Source organism: Rathayibacter sp. AY1E2 (assembly GCF_002932325.1).
Lineage (GTDB): Bacteria > Actinomycetota > Actinomycetes > Actinomycetales > Microbacteriaceae > Rathayibacter.
In genome coordinates this window covers 23,140-39,999 of record NZ_PSVO01000010.1, presented here as the reverse complement: position 1 = coordinate 39,999, position 16,860 = coordinate 23,140, and the positions used below count along the sequence as shown (strand labels likewise).

Below are 16,860 nucleotides of genomic sequence, written 5' to 3'. Positions count from 1 at the left end.
GTGAGGAATCTAGCCCCGGACGGGGGGTGGCACCTGCACAACACCTGGGCAACCGCTGACCGCGGGGCCTCCGAGGGGCGGCGGAGACGTGCGTCCGCCCCCGCGAGATCGCCGCTTCGCTCCGTCGAGACGCAAGAAAAGCGCGCGCACGAGCCCATACGCTCGGAGTCGGAGCGCGTTCCGCTCCTGCAGCCCCGTATCACCAGCGTGAGGAGGATCACCATGTCGCAAGCCGTGCAGAGCACCGTCGTCGGAGAACCCGAGGTCGTCGAGGACCGCGTGGAGGACTCCGCCGCCTGGCTCGACCTGAAGGCGGCCGCCGCCGAGCTGCAGCCGCTCCAGTCCCAGGACGGCTCGCTCGCCGAGCCCGAGAGGCTCGAGGAGGCGCGCACCCTCGTCGAGCGGATCGTCGCCGGCGTCCGCACCCTCGCCCCCGCGTTCCCGCACGACGCCGCGTACCTCGACGCGCTGGTCGTCGACCTCGAGCGCTGGAGCGCCGGCGGCCTCGGCCTGCCCGACTTCCTCGATTCGCTCACCGCGTTCCAGCCGCAGCTCGAGCGCGTCGACGGCCGCCGCCACCTCGTCGTCTTCCCCATGTACACCCAGAACGGCAGCCGCGACCGCCACGTCGAGGCCGTCCTCGTCGAGGTCGTCTGGCCGCGGTTCGTCGCCGAGCTGGAGGCGGGCGACTACTCCAACGCCCTCTTCGTGCCCGTGCGCTTCGTCGACTTCACCGCCGGCTACGACACCGACAGCGCCGTGCTGTTCCCCGAGACGGTCGCGATGCGCTCCGTCCCGTCCTTCACCTGGGGCGCGATCTTCGCCGACCGCGAGGCGGCCCGGTTCCGCCGCGTCGTCACGGAGGCGGCCCGGATCACCCGTCTCGAGCTCCCGGAGGACGCGCAGCGCCTGCTGGCCGACCAGCGCCTGGCGGAGGAGTCCTTCGTGATGTGGGACCTCATCCACGACCGCACCCACATGCGCGGCGACCTGCCGTTCGACCCGTTCATGATCAAGCAGCGGATGCCCTTCTTCCTCTACTCGCTGGAGGAGCTGCGGTGCGATCTCACCGCCTTCCGCGAGGCCGTCGCCATCGAGCGCCGCCTCGGCGCGCTCGACCGCCGCGACGACGAGGAGGAGGCGCTGGCCGAGCGCTCGCGCTTCGTGCAGTACGCGATCCTGTTCGACCGGCTCTTCCGCTTCCCGCTCACCGGGTCGCGGGTGCGCAACTACGACGGCCTCGGCGGCCAGCTGCTCTTCGCCTGGCTGCACCAGCACGGCGTCCTGCACTGGACCGACACCCGGCTGGCGTTCGAGTGGGACGGCGTCGCCGACGTGGTCGTCGCTCTCTCGGACGCGATCGACGAGCTCTACTGGCGCTCGATCGACCGGCCGAAGACGGCGCACTGGCTGGCCGCGCACGAGCTGATCGCGGCCACTCTCACTCCGCACCCCGCCTCCGCCTGGGCCCGCGGGCTCCCGGACGAGGTGCTGCTCGGCGCCCCGCGCGGCCTCACCGACGCGGTGCTGGACGACGAGTTCCCGCTGTCGATGTTCTACGAGGCCCTCGGGAAGAAGATGGGCGACGTCATCGCCTCGACCCGGGGCATCACCGGCCGGGACTGACGTCGCGCCCGGGAGGCGGCGGGGTGCGCTCCTCCGCCTCCCGGGGCCCCGTCCGACCGGCGTCGGTTAGCGTGGGGCGCATGCCCTCAGGTGACGGAGCCGCGGACCCGCTCGACGCGGGCTGGATCCGGCGAGCGCCGAGCCGGGCCGGATACGTGCGCGATGCGGTCACCGCGGGGATCCTGCTGGTGGCGACGATCGTCTCCGTCGCGCTGTACTCCTCGGCGGGCTTCCCGGACGCGGCGCACCCCGTCGTCAGCGCCCACTGGGCCGTCCTGATGACCCTTCCCCTCGCGCTGCGCCGCCGGTTCCCCGCGAGCGTGGCGGCCGGGCTCTCCGTCGTCTACGCGCTCGGGATCGTGCTCCAGGTTCCGGAGTCGCTCTTCGGCCAGATCTGCCTGTTCCTCGCGCTCTACACGGTCGGCGCGTGGGGCCGGAACCGGCGCACGGCGCTCGTCGTCCGAGTGGCGATCGCGGTCGGGATGCTGGGCTGGCTGCTCACCACCCTCGCCACGGGCGAGTACTTCGGCAGCTCCGTGCCGGTCGACGACTCCCCCGGGCTGCTCTCGCCCTACGCGGCGGAGTCGGCCCTCGCGGTCGTGTCGAACCTGCTCTACTTCGGCAGCGCCTACGTCTTCGGCGAGGCGTCGTGGCAGTCGGCCCGCCGGCTGGAGGCGCTCGAGACGCGCACGGCCGAGCTCGACGACGAGCGGGAGCGCTCCTCGCGGCAGGCCGTGTCCTCCGAGCGGCTGCGGATCGCGCGCGAGCTGCACGACGTGGTCGCGCACCACGTCAGCGTGATGGGCGTGCAGGCGGGAGCGGCGCGGCGGGTGCTGGCGCGGGATCCGGAGCGGGCGGCGGCATCGCTCAGCGCCATCGAGGGCGACGCGCGCTCGGCGATCGAGGAGCTGCACCGCATCCTGGTCGCGCTGCGCGCCGAGGACGCGGTCCCGAATCCGCTCACCGACGCCGCGTCCACCCGCGGCGTGGCCCAGCTCGAGGAGCTGGTCGCGGCGTCCAGCGGGTCGGGCCTGCCCACCGTCTTCCTCACCCTCGGCACGCCCCGCGAGATCCCCGCGACGGTGGGGCTCAGCCTCTACCGCATCGCGCAGGAGTCGCTTACGAACGTCCGCAAGCACGCAGGGCGCGGCGCGCACGCCGAGGTGCGCCTCCGCTACGCCCCCGACGCGGTCGAGCTCGAGATCGCCGACGACGGCGGGTCCGGCCCGCACCCGAGCGCTCCCGCCTCCTGCGGACTGGGGCACACCGGCATGAGCGAGCGCGCGGCCGCGGTCGGCGGCTGGATCGAGATGGGGCCGAGGGGCGGAGGCTACCTCGTGCACGCCCGGGTGCCGCTGTCCCCCGTCCGGGCGAGCGTGCCGGACGCCGGCGACCCGGTACCGTCGTCGGAGACGTCGCGGGGGCGTCAGGAGCGAGCGAGCGGGGGCCGCCCATGACCGAGCACGTGCGCGTGCTGCTCGTCGACGACCAGGAGCTCGTCCGCGTGGGCTTCCGCATCATCCTCGAGTCGGAGCCCGGGATCGAGGTGGTCGGCGAGGCCCGCACCGGGCTCGAGGCCCTGCAGCGCGCCTCCGAGCTGCGCCCCGACGTGATCTGCATGGACGTGCAGATGCCCGGCCTCGACGGCCTGGCCGCGACCCGCGAGATCGTGGCCGACCCGCGCCTGTGCTCGCGGGTGCTCATCCTCACCACCTTCGACCGCGACGACTACCTCTTCGAGGCGCTCTCGGCCGGCGCCAGCGGGTTCCTGCTCAAGAACGCGTCGCCGGAGGAGCTGGTCGAGGCCGTGCAGGTGGTCGCCCGCGGCGACGCGATGCTCGCCCCCGACGTCACCCGGCGCGTGATCGAGCGGTTCGCGTCCGTGCCCGAGCACACGCCGGCCGCGGCCGAGCACTCCGGAGTGGCCGACCTGACGGACCGCGAGCGGGAGGTGCTCGTGCACCTGGCGCGGGGCTGGTCGAACGCCGAGATCGCGGCCGAGCTGTTCGTGGGCGAGGCGACCGTGAAGACGCACGTCTCGAAGATCCTGATGAAGCTCGGCGTGCGCGACCGGATCCAGGCGGTCGTGTTCGCCTACGAGCACGGGATCGCGGTACCGGGGCGCCCCTGAGTGGTCGGCCGGGCGGTCAGCGCCGGGGCTGGCTCGAGGCCGGGCGCGGCGGGGTGCGGCGGACGAACTCCATCCGGATCTCCGGCACGATCTTCCGGTCGAGCACGACCGTCATGTAGCGGCCGTCGACGCGGGCGCCGATCGCGACCACGTCCGGGTCGGTGTCCACCCGGTAGCCGCGCAGCGCCTCCCCGTCGACGATCACCGGCACGCCGCGCACGACGTCCTCGTCGCGGAGAGCGGCCGCGACCACCGGCATCCCGCCGCGGCGGCTGCGCACACGGCCCGGGAAGGTGTTGCGGAGCACGTCGCCCATGTGGGCCGCGAGGCGGGACTCCAGGGGCCGGCTGCGCTCGGCCGGGATCGGCACGGAGGTGCGGACCGCCTCCCAGAGCACCGGGTACCGCATCCGCGTCACCTGGTCGACCATCCACGGCGGCAGGTGGTCGTTCTCGGCGCGCTCGATCGCGCGCTTCTGCTCGGGGGTCAGCGGGACGTGGTTGACGGGGTCGGCGCGGTTGCGCGGGTTCTTGTAGAACGAGTACGAGAGCGAGATCTCGACGAAGCGGCCGAGCGCCATCGTCTGCGCCGCGGCGAACTCCTCCAGCCTCGGCTGGGGCGCGAACGCGAGGACGGGATCGCCGAAGCGAGCCGCGATCTCGTCCACCCCGGGAGGGGCGGGCATGTCGCGGACGGCTCCCGTCGTGTCCATGCGCATACGTCAAGAGTGGCCTGCCTCCCAGCCGATACCAACTTCTTGACGGAGATCGGCTTTCGGGTCGTCGTCCGTTCACCTGCCCGAAACATGCGGGAGGCAGGAGGGGTGTCTCGGAGGGCGCCTCCGGGGCTCCTCCGGGTGGCGGGCTGCGAAGATGGAGGGATGAGCGCTCTGCACGATCCCGACGTCCGCGGCTTCGCCTCCGACAACTACTCCGGAGTGCACGACGAGGTCCTCGCCGCGATCGCCGCGGCCAACGGAGCGCACCAGATCGCCTACGGCGAGGACGTCTACACCGAGCGTCTGCAGGAGGCGTTCCGCCGCGAGTTCGGCGAGCAGGCCCAGGCCTTCCCCGTCTTCAACGGCACGGGCGCCAACGTCACCGGCCTGCAGTCGATGCTGCCGCGGTGGGGCGCCGTCGTCTCGGCGGGCACCGCGCACATCACCTCCGACGAGGGCGGAGCGCCGGAGAAGGTCGGCGGGATCAAGATCCTCACGGTCCCCACGCCCGACGGCAAGCTGACCCCGGCGCTGGTCGACCAGGAGGCGTGGGGCTTCGGCGACGAGCACCGCGCCCAGCCGCTCGTGGTCTCGATCACCCAGTCCTCCGAGCTCGGCACCGTCTACACCCCCGAGGAGGTGCGCGCGCTCGCTGACCACGCGCACGGCCTCGGCATGCGGCTGCACATGGACGGGGCGCGCATCGCGAACGCCGCGGCCGCCCTCGGCCTGCCCCTGCGCTCCTTCACGACCGACGCGGGCGTCGACGTGCTCTCGTTCGGCGGCACCAAGAACGGCATCCTGCTCGGCGAGGCGATCGTCGTGCTCGACCCCGCGGCCTCGACCGGGCTGACCTTCCTCCGCAAGACCAACATGCAGCTCTCCTCCAAGATGCGCTTCATCTCGGCGCAGCTGCTCGCCCTGCTCGGCGACGGCGGCGAGGAGGAGCCCCTGTGGCTCCGCTCGGCCCGGCACGCGAACGCCATGGCGGCGCGCCTGCGCTCGGGGCTCGAGGAGGCGATCGCCGCCGGCCGGATCACCGGGCTCGAGTTCACGCAGCAGACCCAGGCCAACGCGGTGTTCGCGACGCTGCCGCCCGGAGTCGCGGACCGGCTCCGCACCGCCTACCGCTTCTACGACTGGAACCCGGCGACCGGCGAGGTCCGCTGGGTCTGCTCCTTCGACACGACGGAGGACGACATCGACGCGTTCACGGCCGCGATCGAGCGCGAGCTGGCCGCGTGAGGGCCCGCCTCCCGCGCCTGGCGACAGTCGGCGCCGCGCTCGCCGTTCTCGTCGCGCTGACGGGCTGCACGACGGCCGAGCGCTCGGACGTCGCGGCCACCCCGTCGGCGTCCGAGACCGCCGCTCCGACTCCCTCCGCGACTCCGACGCCCTCGCCCACGGCCTCGACCCGCCTGGGCTGCGACTCCCTCCTCCCCGCCACACGGGCGGCCTCGGCGCTGGGGGTCTCCCGCAGCGCTCTCGAGGGCAGCCGCGAGGTGACGACGCGCTCCTCGGGCGAGTTGATCCGCGAGGCCGCGGAGGAGAACGGCGGAGTGCTCCGCTGCGCCTGGTACGACGAGGACGCCTCGATCACCGCGGCGGCGGTCGACGCCGCCGCCGCGGCGTTCGCCGGCCGTCCGGGCCCGCGCCTCGAGACCGCCGTCGAGGCCTACGGCTCCTGCACCGACGGCAGCTGCGACCTGGACCTGCTCGCCGGCGCCACCTGGGTGACGCTGCAGCTGCGCGGCGCCCCCGCGGCCGTCGACCTCGCCGCGCTGGCGACCGGCACCGTCTCCGCCGCGCTCGGCACCCTCGACGAGCCGGTCACCGCGACGGCGCCCGTCTGCACCGAGGTCCTGACGGCCGAGCAGCTGTCCGGTGCCGCCGGTCTCGCGCAGGCGACCGCGGGGACGGGGACCGGGACGCCGACCACCGCGTCGGCCGCTGCCGCCGCCCGGGCCGGATACGCCTCCTGCAGCTGGAGCGACGCCTCCAGCGCCGCCTACTCGGGCGTGACGGTCGACGCGCTCCCGAACGGCGACGACGGCTGGCGGAACCTCTCGCTGACCTCGGGCCTGGCGATCCCGCTCGAGCCGCTCGACGGCTTCGGCGAGAAGGCCCTCACCGGCTGCGCGGCGGGCGTCTGCGAGATCGACGCGCTGGCCGACGACGTGTGGTGGCGCGTGACCGTCACCGGCGACGCGGCGAAGGCCGAGGCCGTCGCCCGCGCCGTGCTCGCGAACGCCTGACCCGCGGCGCCTCTCTCCTCCTCCACGAGCGGGTCAGCGCCAGTACTCGTACCAGGACGACTCGCGGCAGCCGAGGGACGCGTAGAGGCGGCGGGCGCAGGCGTTCTCGGCGAGCACCTGGAGCCAGAAGCGCGCGACACCCCGGCCGGACGCGTCCTCGAGGAGGGCGCGGATCACGGCGGAGGCGAGCCCGCGGCGCCGGGCGTCCGGCCGGGTCGCCAGGGCGAAGAGGCCGCCCCAGAGCTCGCCGTCCGGCGCCGTGACGACCGCGAGGCGGCCGGTCGCGGCCGGGCCGTCGCCGTCGACGGCGAGAGCGTAGGAGGAGGGGCAGCCCGCGAGGATGCGCTCGGCGACCGCACGCTCCTCCGCTCCACCCCGACCGTCCACCGACCACCAGAGGGCGAGCCAGTCCTCGTCGGGAGCCGGGGCGAGCCGGACGCGAGGCCGCGGCGCGGATATCGGCGGCGCGGGCCTCGACGTCGCGGGCAGGGCGGCGAGCGCCTCCTGCACCGATCCGGTCAGCACGAGCGTCCGGTCGATCGGCGCGGCGCCCCGCTCGGCGAGCAGCCCGGTCAGACCGGCGGGGCTCGGCGGGCCGATCTGCACGAGGGGTGCGATCCCGTGCTCGCGGGCGAACGCCTCCGCCGTGTCGAGGGCCGCCTCCTGGTCGACGACGTCGCCGGACGCGAGCACCGAGTTCGCGCGCTTGGTGACTCCTGCGGAGGCGCGCAGCTCCCACGCGCCGAGGGGGCGCCGCACGAGCGCGGGCCAGGCGTCGGCGGCGAGGCGGTCGAGCAGGCGCGGATCCATCGGCCCACGGTAGCGGGAGCGGCGCCGGAGCCCGGCGGGCACCCCCGGAGACGGCTCAGGCCCGCCGGATCCGCCGCGGACGAGCCGAGCGGGATCCTGCGGGCCGGAGGCCGTGGAGGGACGAGCCCTACATGTTGATCATGTGCCCCTTGAGGCCGTGGAAGCCCTCCTGCAGCGCCTCCGACAGCGTCGGGTGGGTGTGCACGTTGCGGGCCAGCTCGGTCGCGGTGAGGTCCCACTTCTGGGCGAGCGTGAGCTCGGGGAGCAGCTCCGAGACGTCCGGGCCGATCATGTGGGCGCCGAGGAGCTCGCCGTACTTCTTGCTCGCGACGAGCTTCACGAAGCCGGTGGGCTCGCCGAGGCCGTGGGCCTTGCCGTTCGCCATGAAGGGGAAGGTCGAGACGGTGATCTCGTGTCCCTCGTCCGTCGCCTGCTTCTCGGTGAGGCCGAAGGAGGCGATCTGCGGCTGGCAGAACGTCGCGCGCGGCATCATCCGGTAGTCGCCCAGGGTCTGGGTCTCGGCGCCGGCGAGGGTCTCGGCGGCGACGACGCCCTGCGCCTCCGCGACGTGCGCGAGCTGGAGCTTCGCGGTGACGTCGCCGATGGCGTAGATGTGCGGCACGTTGGTGCGCATGTGGTCGTCGATCGCGATCGCGCCGCGCTCGGTGAGCTCGACGCCCGTCTTCTCGAGGCCGAAGCCCTCGGTGCGGGGGACCCAGCCGATCGACATGAGCACCTTGTCGACCTCGAGGGTCGACTGCGTGCCGTCCTTCGCGGTGTAGGTGACCGTGACGTAGCCGTCCTTGTCGACGACCGACTCGACCTTGGTCGAGGTCAGGATCTCGACGCCGAGCTTCTTGTACTGCTTCTGGATCTCCTTGGAGACGTCCGGGTCCTCGTTGGGGAGGGCGCGGTCCATGAACTCGATGATCGTCACGTCGACGCCGTAGTTCTTGAGGACGTAGGCGAACTCCATGCCGATCGCGCCCGCGCCCACGATGGCCATCGTGTCGGGGAGCTCGCGGGTCATGATCTGGGTCTCGTAGGTGACGACGTTCTCGGAGAGCTCGACGCCGGGGAGGAGGCGGACGCTCGCGCCGGTCGCGATGATCGCGTCGTCGAAGGTCAGCGACTCCGTGCCGCCCTTGCTCAGCTGCACGTCGAGGCCCTGCGGGCCGGTGAAGGAGCCGACGCCGTCGAACTCGGCGATCTTGTTCTTCTTCATCAGGAAGTGGACGCCCTTGGTGCGGCCGTCCGCGACCGAGCGGCTGCGGTCGAACGCCGCGCCGAAGTCGAACGAGACGTCGCCCGAGATGCCGAACTGCTTCGCCTGGGTGTGGAAGAGGTGGGCGAGCTCCGCGTTGCGCAGCAGCGCCTTGGACGGGATGCAGCCGACGTTGAGGCAGACACCGCCCCAGTACTGCTTCTCGACGACGGCGACGGACTTGCCGAGCTGGGCGGCGCGGATCGCGGCCACGTATCCGCCGGGGCCTGCCCCCAGGACGACGACGTCGAAGTGCTGGGCCATGGATGATCCTCCAGAGTCGTGGATGGTGGTGCGCGGGGTGACCACGCCGTCTCCCACCGTACCGTTCCGGGGCTCGGAGGCGGCCCGCTCCTCCGTGGGCGAACGCGCGCACGGGCGCCTGCCGTGCACGCGCGGGAATGCCCGCGGGGCGGGGACGGTTGGGCTCCACGGGCGACGGAGCCCCTCCCCCAGTCCCCCGCACGGAAGAAGCCCCGCGATGTCCGCCACCGCCTCCCGCACCGCCAGCACCAGCGCCCCGATCCTCGACGTCCTCGCGGAGCGCTGGAGCCCCCGCTCCTACGACGCGTCCGCGACCGTCTCCGACGAGACCCTCGCGTCCCTCCTCGAGGCCGCGCGCTGGTCCCCGTCCGCCAGCAACTCGCAGCCGTGGCGCTTCATCGTCGCCCGCCGCGGAACCGACGAGTTCGACCGCATCGTCGCGACGCTCGCCGGCTTCAACGGCGCCTGGGCCGGCTCCGCCGCCGTCCTGGTCGTCGCGCTCGCCGAGACCGTCGACTCCGAGGGGAAGCCGCGCCCCTGGGCCGTCTACGACCTCGGCCAGTCGATCGCCCACCTCAGCGTCCAGGCGCACCACGAGGGCCTGCACGTGCACCAGATGGCCGGCTTCGACAAGGACGCCGTCCGCGCCGCGTTCGGCGTCGACGAGCGCTTCGACCCGGTGACGATCGCCGCGGTGGGAGTCGCGGCCGACGCCGACGCGCTGGCGAACGAGACCCTCCGCGAGCGCGAGACCGCGCCGCGCACCCGCCTGCCCCTCGAGGAGCTCGTGCTCGTCCAGGCGTAGCCCTCCGGCGGAAGGCCTCCCCCGTCCGCGGACCGGGGAGGCCTTCCGCGTCCCACCCCCTGTGTTACTCCCCGTGTCGGTCCCCGCTGTGCCGCCGGGAGCCTCTCCGTACGATCGGACGATCCGCCCGCCCGTCCCGCTGCCCGGAGAGACATGCCCGCCACCCCCGCCGCCCGCACGAGCCTGGCCTTCGACGCCGAGCTCGGCCAGTCGGCGTTCCCCGTGCGCTTCGAGAGGGTCGGCCGCACCTTCGCGCCCGGGTCCCCCGTACTGACGGACGTGACGCTCGAGGCCGCCGCGGGCGAGGTCATCGCGATCCTCGGCCCGAGCGGCTGCGGCAAGTCGACGCTGCTGCGCATCGCGGCGGGCCTGGACACCGCCTCCGAGGGGTCCGTCCTCATCGACGGCGCCCCCGTCTCCGGCATCGACCCGCGCTGCGCGGTGGCGTTCCAGGAGCCGCGGCTGCTGCCCTGGCGGAGCATCGCCGACAACGTCGCGCTCGGCCTGCCGCGCGGCACCCCGCGCCCGGCCGCCCGCGCCGCCGTCGACGAGCTGCTCTCGCTGGTCGGCCTCACCGCGCACGCCCGCTCGCGGCCCCGCGAGGTGTCCGGAGGGATGGCCCAGCGCGCCTCCCTCGCCCGCGCCCTCGCCCGGAACCCCGGCGTGCTCCTCCTGGACGAGCCCTTCGGGGCGCTCGACGCGCTGACCCGCCTGCGGATGCAGGACCTGCTGCTCGACGTGCACGCGGCGGCTCCGGCGACGATCCTGCTCGTCACCCACGACGTCGACGAGGCCCTCCAGCTGGCCGACCGCATCGTGCTCCTCGGGCGCGACGAGCCTGGAGGCGTCTCGCGCATCCAGCGGATCGTCGCCGTCCCCGGAGCGCGGCCGCGCGACCGCGGCTCGGCGGAGCTCGCCGAGCACCGGGCCGAGCTCCTCGCGGGGCTGGGCATCGAGCGGCACTGACCTCGGGCGGATCGACCCGCATCCCTCCAGCCGGGCGGCACGGTCCGGGCGGCACGACCTCCCTCCCCAGCCGCCTCCTCCTCCCGCTCTCCACCGCACGAGCACCTCCCCGCACCGCCCCTCCCCTGCAGCGTCCACACTCGCTGTCACCGCATCCCCGAAGCCGAGGCCCCCATGTCGTTCACCAGCTCCCCGCTCACCCGCCGCACCGCTCTCGCCGGTCTGCTCACCGCCGCCGCCGTCCCGCTCCTCGCGGGCTGCGTGCAGGGCGAGGGCGGAGGAGGAGCGGCGGCCGCGACCGCCGACGCCGCCTCCGGAGGAACTCAGGGCGGCACGCTCACGCTCGACTTCGCGACGTACAACCCGCTGAGCCTGGTCATCAAGGAGAAGGGCTGGCTCGAGGCCGCCCTCGCCGAGCAGCAGGTCACCGTCGCCTGGGTGCAGTCGGCCGGCTCCAACAAGGCCAACGAGGCCCTGCGCGCCGGAGCGATCGACGTCGGCTCCACCGCCGGCTCGGCCGCACTGCTCGCCCGCTCGAACGGCTCGCCGATCAGGACGATCGACATCTTCTCGCAGCCGGAGTGGTCGGCCCTCGTCGTCCCCGCCGGCTCGGCGATCACGTCGGTCGAGCAGCTCAAGGGCAAGCAGATCGCGGCCACCAAGGGCACCGACCCGTACTTCTTCCTGGTGCAGGCGCTCGAGGCCGCCGGCCTGGGCATCGGCGACGTGACGGTGCAGAACCTGCAGCACGCCGACGGCTGGGCGGCGCTGCAGAACGGCTCCGTCGACGCCTGGGCGGGCCTGGACCCGATCATGGCCGGCGCCGAGGCGGCCGGGGCGACCCTGCTCTACCGCAACGTCGACTTCAACTCCTACGGCCTGCTCAACGCGACCGAGAGCTTCCTCGCCGAGAAGCCGGACCTCGCGCAGACCGTCGTGAACGCGTACGAGCACGCCCGCGCCTGGGCGCTCGAGAACCAGGACGAGACGGCGAGCATCCTCGCCTCCGTCGCCGGCCTCGACGTGGCGGTGGCGACGACGGTCATCACCGAGCGCAGCAACCTCGACGTCGACAACGTCCCCGGCTCCGCGCAGACCGACGTGCTCGCCGTGATCGGCCCGATCTTCGTCGAGAACGGCGACGTCGCCTCGCAGCAGCAGGTCGACGACGCGCTCGACTCGCTGCTCGACGACACCTACGCCTCGGCGGCCGACCCGAGCGCCATCGGCGCCTGAGGGTCCGGCCCTCCGCCCCCGACCCCGTGATCCGAGGAGACCGACGATGACGATCCGCGACGACGACACCGCGACCGACGCCGATGTGCTGCGGCGGAGCGCGCTGTCCGCGCCGATGCCGGGTGAGCCCGGACTCGTGACGGCGGGCCCGTCGGTCGCGGCCTCCCAGCGCCGCCTCCGCGAGGACCGCTCCCACCCGCTCACCACGCGACGGTGGTTCGTGGTCGCGGGAGGCGCGATCCTGCCCGTGCTGCTGCTCGCCGCCTGGCAGATCGCGACGACGACCGGGATGGTCTCGGTGGCGGTCTTCCCCTCGCCCGCGATGGTCTGGGCGGCCGGCGTCGACCTCGCCCAGCGCGGCGACCTCGGCCAGGACGTCGCCATCTCGACGCAGCGCGTGCTCATCGGGTTCGCGCTCGGCTCGGCGCTCGGGCTCGTGGTCGGCGCGCTCTTCGGGCTCTCCCGCGTCTGGGAGGTCGTCCTCGGACCGACGCTCGGCGCGATCCGGGCGGTCCCGTCGCTGGCCTGGGTCCCGCTGCTGCTGCTCTGGATGGGCATCGGCGAGGAGTCGAAGATCACCCTGATCACGATCGGCGCGTTCTTCCCCGTCTTCACCACGGTGGCCACGGCGCTCGGCCACGTCGACCGGCACCTCGTCGAGGCCGGCCGCGCCTTCGGCCTCTCGGGCGTCCGGCTCTTCACGACGGTGCAGCTGCCCGCGGTGATCCCGTCCGTGATCTCCGGGCTGCGCCTCGCGCTCGCCCAGTCGTGGCTGTTCCTGGTCGCCTCCGAGCTCATCGCCTCCTCGATGGGCCTGGGCTTCCGCCTCATCGACAGCCAGAACAACGGCCGGATCGACCGGGTGTTCCTGGCGATCGTCCTGCTGGCCGTGCTGGGCAAGCTCACCGATGCCGTCGTCGGCGTGTTCCAGCGCTACGCCGTGAGGAAGTGGGCGTGAGCGCCGGGGAGGGAGCTCCGAGCGTGAGCGGGACGATCGCCAACCTGCTCGACGAGCACCGCCGGTTCCCCCCGCCCGCGGCCTTCGCCGCCCAGGCGAACGCGGGCGAGGAGGAGTACTCGCGAGCCGCCGCCGATCCGGTCGCGTTCTGGGAGGAGGCGGCCCGCCGCCTCGAGTGGGCGGAGCCGTGGCACACCGCCCACAGCTGGGAGCCTGCCGCTCCGCTGCCCGACGGCTCGCTCTCGGTGCCGCGCACGACCTGGTTCGAGGGTGGACGGCTGAACGTGGCCGTCAATTGCGTCGACCGCCACGTGGACGCGGGACGCGGCGCGAAGACCGCCCTCCACTTCGAGGGCGAGCGCGGCGACCGGCGGTCGATCACCTACGCCGAGCTCCAGCGCGAGGTCTCCCGCGCCGCGAACGCGCTGATTGCGCTCGGGATCGGGAAGGGCGACCGCGTCGTCGTCTATCTCCCGGTGATCCCCGAGACCATCGTCATCACGCTCGCGATCGCGCGGATCGGAGCGATCCACTCGCTCGTCTTCGGCGGCTTCTCCGCCGAGGCGGTGCGGTTCCGCGTGGAGGACACCGGCGCGAAGCTCCTGGTCACCACGGACGGGCAGTTCCGGCGCGGAGCGGCGGTGCCGGTCAAGGCGAGCGCCGACCGGGCGGTCGAGGGCGTCGCGTCGATCGAGCACGTCCTCGTCGTCCGCCGCACCGATGAGACCGACGTCCCGTGGACCCCGGGCCGCGACGTCTGGTGGCACGAGCTGGTCGACGCGCAGAGCGACGTCCACGAGGCCGAGGCCTTCGACTCCGAGACGCCGCTGTTCATCATCTACACCTCCGGCACGACCGGGAAGCCCAAGGGGCTGGTGCACACCAGCGGCGGCTACCTCACGCAGGCCTCGTGGACGCACTGGGCGGTGTTCGACGCGAAGCCGGACGACGTGCACTGGTGCACCGCCGACCTCGCCTGGGTCACCGCGCATACCTACGAGATCTACGGACCGCTCTCGAACGGGCTCACCCAGGTGATCTACGAGGGCACCCCGAGCACCCCGCACACGGCCCGGCACTTCGAGATCATCGAGCGGTACGGGGTGACCGTCTACTACACGGCGCCGACGCTGATCCGGACGCTGATGACCTGGTTCCCCGAGGGCGTGCCCGCCCGGTACGACCTGTCGAGCCTGCGCCTGCTCGGCACCGTCGGCGAGTCCATCAACCCCGAGGCCTGGGTCTGGTTCCACGAGGCGATCGGCGGCGGACGCTGCCCGATCGTCGACACCTGGTGGCAGTCCGAGACCGGCGCCGCGGTGATGTGCCCGCTGCCGGGCGTCTCGACCCTCAAGCCGGGCTCGTCTCTCGGAGCCCTGCCCGGGCTCGGCGTCCTCGTGGTGGACGAGCACGGCGAGCGGGTGCCGAACGGCTCCGGCGGCTACCTCGTGGTCGACCGGACCGGGCCGGCGCTCGCCCGCACCGTGTGGGGCGACCCGGAGCGGTACCGCGACTCCTACTGGGCCCGCTACGCGTCCCAGGGGTGGTTCTTCTCCGGGGACGGCGCGAAGTACGACGCCGACGGCGACGTCTGGGTGCTCGGCCGCGTCGACGACGTCATCAACGTCTCCGGGCACCGCCTGTCCACGATCGAGATCGAGTCGGCACTCGTCGCCCATCCGGCCGTCGGCGAGGCCGGAGTCGTCGGAGTCGCCGACGCGACGACCGGCCAGGCCATCGCGGCGTTCGTCATCCCCACCGACGAGGCCGTCGACCGCGCCGAGGAGGACCCGGCCTACTGGGCCGCGCTCGGCACGACGCTCTCGGCGCTCCTGCGCGACCACGTGGCGGTCGCGATCGGTCCGATCGCCAAGCCGCGCGACGTGGTGGTGGTGCCGGATCTGCCCAAGACCCGCTCCGGCAAGATCATGCGGCGGCTGCTCGGCGACATCCGCGACGGCCGCCCGCTCGGAGACGTGACGAGCCTCCAGGACGACACCGTCCCGGCGCGCATCGCCCGCATCGTCGCCGAGCGCGGGTAGGCGCCGCGCCAGTCGGACGCGGCGGGCGGACCCTGTTTCGGGGAGGCGTCGGGAGCCTGCGCGTCCGCGGCGAGGAGGGGCCGCCGGGGAGCATCCGGAGTAGCGTGAAGCCGTGCGCGACGTCCAACAGCAGATCATCTCCGAGCTCCACGTCTCCCCCGCCGTCGATCCGGCCGTCGAGGTCGAACGGCGCAGCGGATTCCTCGCCGACTACCTCCGCAGCACCGGCGCGAAGGGCCTCGTCCTCGGCATCAGCGGCGGCCAGGACTCGAGCCTCGCCGGGCGCCTCTGCCAGCTCGCGGTCGAGCAGGTCCGCGCGGGCGGCGGCGACGCCTCCTTCATCGCGGTCCGCCTGCCGTACAAGGTGCAGGCCGACGAGGAGGACGCCCAGCTCGCCCTCACGTTCATCCGCCCGGACCGCCAGGTCGTCTTCGACATCCACCAGGGCGTCGACGGCGTGGCCGCAGCATTCGGCGACGCGGTCGACGAGCCGATCAGCGATTTCGTGAAGGGCAACGTGAAGGCGCGGATGCGGATGATCGCGCAGTACGCGATCGCCGGCCAGGCCGGGATGCTCGTCGTCGGGACCGACCACGCGGCCGAGGCGGTCACCGGCTTCTTCACGAAGTACGGCGACGGCGGCGCCGACGTCCTCCCGCTCACCGGCCTCACCAAGCGGCAGGGGCGCTCGCTCCTCGAGCACCTGGACGCACCGGCCCGGCTCTACGAGAAGGCGCCGACCGCGGACCTGCTCGACGACAACCCCGGCCAGACCGACGAGACGAACCTCGGGCTCACCTACGCCGACCTCGACACGTACCTCGAGGGCGGCGAGGTCGACCAGGCCGTCGCCGAGGCCATCGAGGCGCGGTACGCCGCGACCGAGCACAAGCGCCAGGTGCCGCTGTCGATGTTCGACGACTGGTGGCGCTGAGCCGCCGCTGACCGCTTCCAGCGGCCGGCAGCTCAGGACCGCACGGGGCCCCGCTGAGGCGGGGCTCCCGTGCGTCCGGCGCGGAACCGATGCGAGGACCGGACCCGCCGCGGTATCAGGAGTCGGCGCGGGCGTTGTAGACGAGCACCTCGCCGGAGTCGACGGAGGCGCGGTAGGCGCGGAACACGTCGAGGGCCTCGTCGCGGAGCACGCCGTCGACGACCTCGATGCCGCGGGCCTCGAACTGCGCGGCCCAGTCCTCGCGCATCGGCCCCTCGTCGAAGGTGCTGATCTCCTCGAGCTCGGGGCCGGAGCCCGCGACGACCAGGCGGCGCACCCCCGACCACATCGTCGCTCCGTAGCACTGCACGCACGGGCGCCAGTTGACGACCAGGTCGTGCGCGGGGAGGCCCTCGCCGCCGAGGTCCCACGTGCCGAGCGCGGTCTGCGCGAGACCGAGCGCCGTCACCTCGGCGTGGCCGGACGAGACCCCGCTGCCGAGGACGACGTTCACTCCGACCGAGACGAGACGACCGGAGTCGCGCTCGACGACGATCGCCGCGAACGGGCCGCCGTTCCCCTCGCGGAAGTTGCGGTCGGCGAGCGCGTGCACGAGGGCCATCCGGTCCTCGAGGCTCGGGAGGACCTCGGGGACGTCGCGGAGGGCGTCACCGATCCAGGCGGGCAGGGCGATCTCGTAGCGGGTGGCGAGGCGGTCGATGTCCATGGGTCCTCCGGGAGACGGGGCGGGGCGGGGCGGCGGGCGGAGACGGATGCGCGGCAGGCACGGCACGGGTGACGCGCGGGCGGCGGCCGTCGCCCCTCAGCCTCGCAGTGCCGAGCGCCGGAGA

The 16,860-nt window shown here is 73.5% G+C and carries 15 protein-coding genes; 11 read left to right on the top strand and 4 right to left on the bottom strand.

Annotated elements, in window-relative coordinates:
* Window positions 1–222 precede the first annotated feature (222 nt).
* From C5C49_RS09255 to C5C49_RS09245, 3 genes are all read left to right on the top strand, one after another.
* Window positions 223–1,626 (top strand): DUF6421 family protein, encoded by a 1,404-nt coding sequence (locus C5C49_RS09255; protein ID WP_104346017.1) that lies wholly within the window; start codon window positions 223–225, stop codon window positions 1,624–1,626.
* An 80-nt stretch (window positions 1,627–1,706) separates the two neighbouring features.
* On the top strand, window positions 1,707–3,083 hold the full coding sequence (locus C5C49_RS09250) for a sensor histidine kinase (RefSeq protein WP_104346016.1): 1,377 nt from the start codon (window positions 1,707–1,709) through the stop codon (window positions 3,081–3,083).
* On the top strand, window positions 3,080–3,757 hold the full coding sequence (locus C5C49_RS09245) for a response regulator transcription factor (protein ID WP_104250690.1): 678 nt from the start codon (window positions 3,080–3,082) through the stop codon (window positions 3,755–3,757). The genes C5C49_RS09250 and C5C49_RS09245 overlap by 4 nt, the downstream gene beginning before the upstream one ends.
* 16 nt (window positions 3,758–3,773) lie before the next feature.
* Here C5C49_RS09245 and C5C49_RS09240 read toward each other — a convergent pair whose 3' ends face one another.
* On the bottom strand, window positions 3,774–4,469 hold the full coding sequence (locus C5C49_RS09240; RefSeq protein WP_104239200.1) for a hypothetical protein: 696 nt from the start codon (window positions 4,467–4,469) through the stop codon (window positions 3,774–3,776).
* A 168-nt stretch (window positions 4,470–4,637) separates the two neighbouring features.
* Between C5C49_RS09240 and C5C49_RS09235 the strand changes: the two genes are divergently transcribed.
* Complete coding sequence (locus tag C5C49_RS09235; protein WP_104256598.1) at window positions 4,638–5,720, top strand: low specificity L-threonine aldolase; 1,083 nt, start codon at window positions 4,638–4,640, stop codon at window positions 5,718–5,720.
* A complete protein-coding gene (locus tag C5C49_RS09230; RefSeq protein ID WP_104346015.1) occupies window positions 5,717–6,730 on the top strand; it encodes a hypothetical protein in 1,014 nt (337 codons plus the stop codon). The genes C5C49_RS09235 and C5C49_RS09230 overlap by 4 nt, the downstream gene beginning before the upstream one ends.
* Before the next feature lie 33 nt (window positions 6,731–6,763).
* Here C5C49_RS09230 and C5C49_RS09225 read toward each other — a convergent pair whose 3' ends face one another.
* Together C5C49_RS09225 and lpdA are read right to left on the bottom strand one after the other, a co-directional pair.
* Window positions 6,764–7,540: a GNAT family N-acetyltransferase gene (locus tag C5C49_RS09225; protein WP_104346047.1), complete on the bottom strand. Its 777-nt coding sequence runs from the start codon at window positions 7,538–7,540 to the stop codon at window positions 6,764–6,766.
* Between the two features lie 127 nt (window positions 7,541–7,667).
* On the bottom strand, window positions 7,668–9,068 hold the full coding sequence (gene lpdA / locus C5C49_RS09220; RefSeq protein ID WP_104346014.1) for a dihydrolipoyl dehydrogenase: 1,401 nt from the start codon (window positions 9,066–9,068) through the stop codon (window positions 7,668–7,670).
* Window positions 9,069–9,285: 217 nt separating this feature from the next.
* Here lpdA and C5C49_RS09215 point away from each other — a divergent pair, with 217 nt between their 5' ends.
* The 6 genes from C5C49_RS09215 to nadE all read left to right on the top strand — a co-directional run bounded on the left by C5C49_RS09215 (window position 9,286) and on the right by nadE (window position 16,009).
* On the top strand, window positions 9,286–9,873 hold the full coding sequence (locus C5C49_RS09215) for a nitroreductase family protein (protein WP_104222819.1): 588 nt from the start codon (window positions 9,286–9,288) through the stop codon (window positions 9,871–9,873).
* 153 nt (window positions 9,874–10,026) lie between these two features.
* A complete protein-coding gene (locus tag C5C49_RS09210; RefSeq protein WP_104346013.1) occupies window positions 10,027–10,839 on the top strand; it encodes an ABC transporter ATP-binding protein in 813 nt (270 codons plus the stop codon).
* A 174-nt stretch (window positions 10,840–11,013) separates the two neighbouring features.
* Window positions 11,014–12,075, top strand: coding sequence for an aliphatic sulfonate ABC transporter substrate-binding protein (locus tag C5C49_RS09205; protein ID WP_104250694.1), 1,062 nt, complete (start codon window positions 11,014–11,016; stop codon window positions 12,073–12,075).
* Between the two features lie 46 nt (window positions 12,076–12,121).
* Window positions 12,122–13,033, top strand: coding sequence for an ABC transporter permease (locus C5C49_RS09200; RefSeq protein ID WP_244229541.1), 912 nt, complete (start codon window positions 12,122–12,124; stop codon window positions 13,031–13,033).
* A 23-nt stretch (window positions 13,034–13,056) separates the two neighbouring features.
* Window positions 13,057–15,075: an acetate--CoA ligase gene (acs, locus tag C5C49_RS09195; protein ID WP_104346046.1), complete on the top strand. Its 2,019-nt coding sequence runs from the start codon at window positions 13,057–13,059 to the stop codon at window positions 15,073–15,075.
* A 112-nt stretch (window positions 15,076–15,187) separates the two neighbouring features.
* The gene (gene nadE / locus C5C49_RS09190) at window positions 15,188–16,009 is read left to right on the top strand and encodes an ammonia-dependent NAD(+) synthetase (protein ID WP_104346012.1); all 822 of its coding nucleotides are present in this window, start codon (window positions 15,188–15,190) and stop codon (window positions 16,007–16,009) included.
* Between the two features lie 115 nt (window positions 16,010–16,124).
* On the opposite strand, the gene C5C49_RS09185 is transcribed toward nadE, so the two are convergent.
* A complete protein-coding gene (locus C5C49_RS09185; RefSeq protein ID WP_181027247.1) occupies window positions 16,125–16,736 on the bottom strand; it encodes a nucleoside deaminase in 612 nt (203 codons plus the stop codon).
* Window positions 16,737–16,860: the final 124 nt, after the last annotated feature.